General features: G+C 72.0%; 1 protein-coding gene. It reads right to left on the reverse strand.

The annotated features are described in order from the left end of the window. A partial coding sequence (locus D7X32_RS47370) for a serine/threonine protein kinase (RefSeq protein WP_244239520.1) occupies positions 1 to 2,358 on the reverse strand: 2,358 nt, incomplete at its 3' end. Between the last annotated feature and the right edge of the window lie 228 nt (positions 2,359 to 2,586).

The raw sequence follows: 2,586 nt of genomic DNA on the forward strand, positions 1-2,586 counted from the left end.
GGCCTGCTTGCGGCGGGAGGACGGCGAGCGGCGGACCGCGGGCGTCTTCTCCGGGGCCTCTTCGGGAGGCAGGGACGGCACGCGGGAGATGGCCGTCTCGTTGTCGTTCAGCAGGGCCTGCGGCGCGGTGTGGGGCTGGGTGACGCGGAGGCTGTCCAGCGTGGAGGAGCGCGAGGGCCGGGGGCGGGAGTCCTCAGCGTTGTTCGAGGCTTCACGAGGAGGGCGGTGACGCGAGTCTTCCGCGCCGTTGTTCGAAGCGTCTCGGGCCGAACGGGCAGCTCGCGAGTCCTCCGCGGATCCATTCGCGGCATCACGAGGAGGACGAGGGCGGGAATCCTCGGCGGCTCCGTTCGCGGAATCGCGAGCCGGACGCGCACGTGCGTCCTCGGCGGATCCGTTCGCGGAATCGCGAGCCGAACGTGCGCGTGCATCCTCGGATCCATTCGCGGCATCACGAGGAGGACGGGGCCGCGCGTCCTCGGCACCACCGTTCGCGGCATCCCGCGCGGACCGGGCCCGCGCATCCTCACCGGAGGCACTGAAGGCTTCACGCGGCGGCTTGGGCCGTGCGTCCTCGGGAGGCGCGTTGAAGGCCTCACGCGGAGGACGGGGCCGCGACTCCTCCGCGGATCCATGGGCCGCATCCCGGCCTGAGCGCGCCCTGGGTTCCTCCGCGGCGTCACGGCCGGAGCGCGGACGCGGATCCTCGGAGCCGTTGGCGGAGTCCCTCGCGGAGCGCTGCCGTGAATCCTCCGGAGACGCATCCCTCGCGGACCGCGAGCGGCCCTCTTCGGACAACCCATCCCGGCCACCCCGGGCCCGGGGCTCGTCGGACGGCGCCACGAAGGTCGGAGGCTCCTTCGGATGACGCGCCTTCGGCTCCTCGGGAGGCTGCGCGCCCACGCGCGACAGGGGCGTGAGGATGGTTTCGCCCTCGGCGTAGCCAGGGGACGTCGTGACCTGCGACGCGGTGATGCGCAGCGACGAATCCAGCATCACCGGCGGCAGGGCCGGCTGGGTGCGCACGCCCGGTTCGGAATCGTCGGGCCGCGCGGACATCTCATTCGTGGGCGGGGGCGGCCGGACCGTCTCCGTCGGAGGAGACACCCGCCGCGAGGGCGCCGCCGGAGCGGGCTTGCGGACCGCCATCTCCTCCGTCGTGTTGCGGCGTCCTCCCGCATTGGGAGCCGGCGCCGCCTTCGCCGGAGCGGGAGCCTTGGCCGGAGGCGCGGGCGCGCGAGGCGGCAGCGTGGAGGAGATCTGCGGCAGCGGCGCCCCGGAGGGCGGCAGCGTGACCGGCTCCGGCACGTCCGCGCCCCGGGCCAGCACCTGCGCCACCTGCGTCTCGCTGGAGGTGCCGTCCCCGGTGGACTGCCCGCTCATCAGCAGCAGGCGGGTCTGGTCGCGGCGCTCGGAGAACAGGCGCAGCATCAATTCGCTGCTCTGTTCGGGGTGCCAGATGCGCGGGCCCACGGCGCGCTCGATGGCGCGGGCGAACTCCAGGGTGGTGCCGTAGCGGTCCTCGCGCCGTTTCGCGAGCGCCTTGAGGACGATGGCGTCCAGCTCCGGCGGTACTTCCTTGTTCACGCGCGAGGGCGGAGGCACGTCCCCGCTCAGCACCGCGTTCATCATCGCCTCGGCGCTCTTCGCGTAGAACAAGCGCATGCCGGTGAGGCACTCGTGCAGCACCACGCCCAGGCTGAACAGGTCGCTGCGGGCGTCCAGCGGGTCGCCCATGATCTGCTCGGGGGACATGTAGCCGCTGGTGCCCTTCACCATGCCCACCTGCGTGCGGCCCGCGCGCGCCAGGCTCTTGGCGATGCCGAAGTCGAGCAGCTTGGTGACGCCCTCGTACGTCACCATGATGTTCTTCTCGGCGACGTCGCGGTGGACGACGGGCGAGGGCCGGCCCAGCGGGTCGGTGAAGCTGTGCGCGTAGTTGAGCGCCACGGCCGTGTCGCGCACGGCCATCAGGCTCAGGCCCATGGGGATGGGCTCGTGGGCGGAGCGGCACGCGCGGGCCACCTCCACCAGCGTGGCGCCCGGGACGAACTCCATGGCGAGGAACAGCTCGCCGTCCGCCACGTCCAGGTCGTACACGTGGGCGATGTGCGGGTGGTTGAACGCGGCCGTGACCTTGGCCTCGTCCAGGAACATCCGGACGAACTCCTCCTCGCCGCGGATGTCGGGGAGGATCTGCTTCAGCACCACCATCTTGCGGAAGCCGGCGAGGCCCTTCTGGGCCGCGAGGAAAATCTCCGCCATCCCGCCTGTCGACAGGCGGCAGAGCACCTCGTACTTGCCCAACACCCGGCCGCGGAACCCGTCCGGAGTGAGCGTCAGCGTCGTCCCAGCCATTGAAGGGGTCCGACTCTACACCGGGGCAGGCACCGGCGCGAAAGGCCCGGACCCCCGTTTCTGGCCGGATGCCAGGGTTTACGAGGATGAGCCTCCGTCCAGGCGAGGACAGGGTTTCCGGAACGGCGGCCCGCGAACTGTCCGACACCGGAGGGCCGCCCCTGGGAAGGACGGACAGCGGAACGGGCGCCGCTACTGTGGGTGCCATGCGGCTGAGAAGGCGTCAGG

The sequence above is a fragment of the Corallococcus carmarthensis genome (genome assembly GCF_003611695.1).
In the GTDB taxonomy this organism is placed as follows: domain Bacteria; phylum Myxococcota; class Myxococcia; order Myxococcales; family Myxococcaceae; genus Corallococcus; species Corallococcus carmarthensis.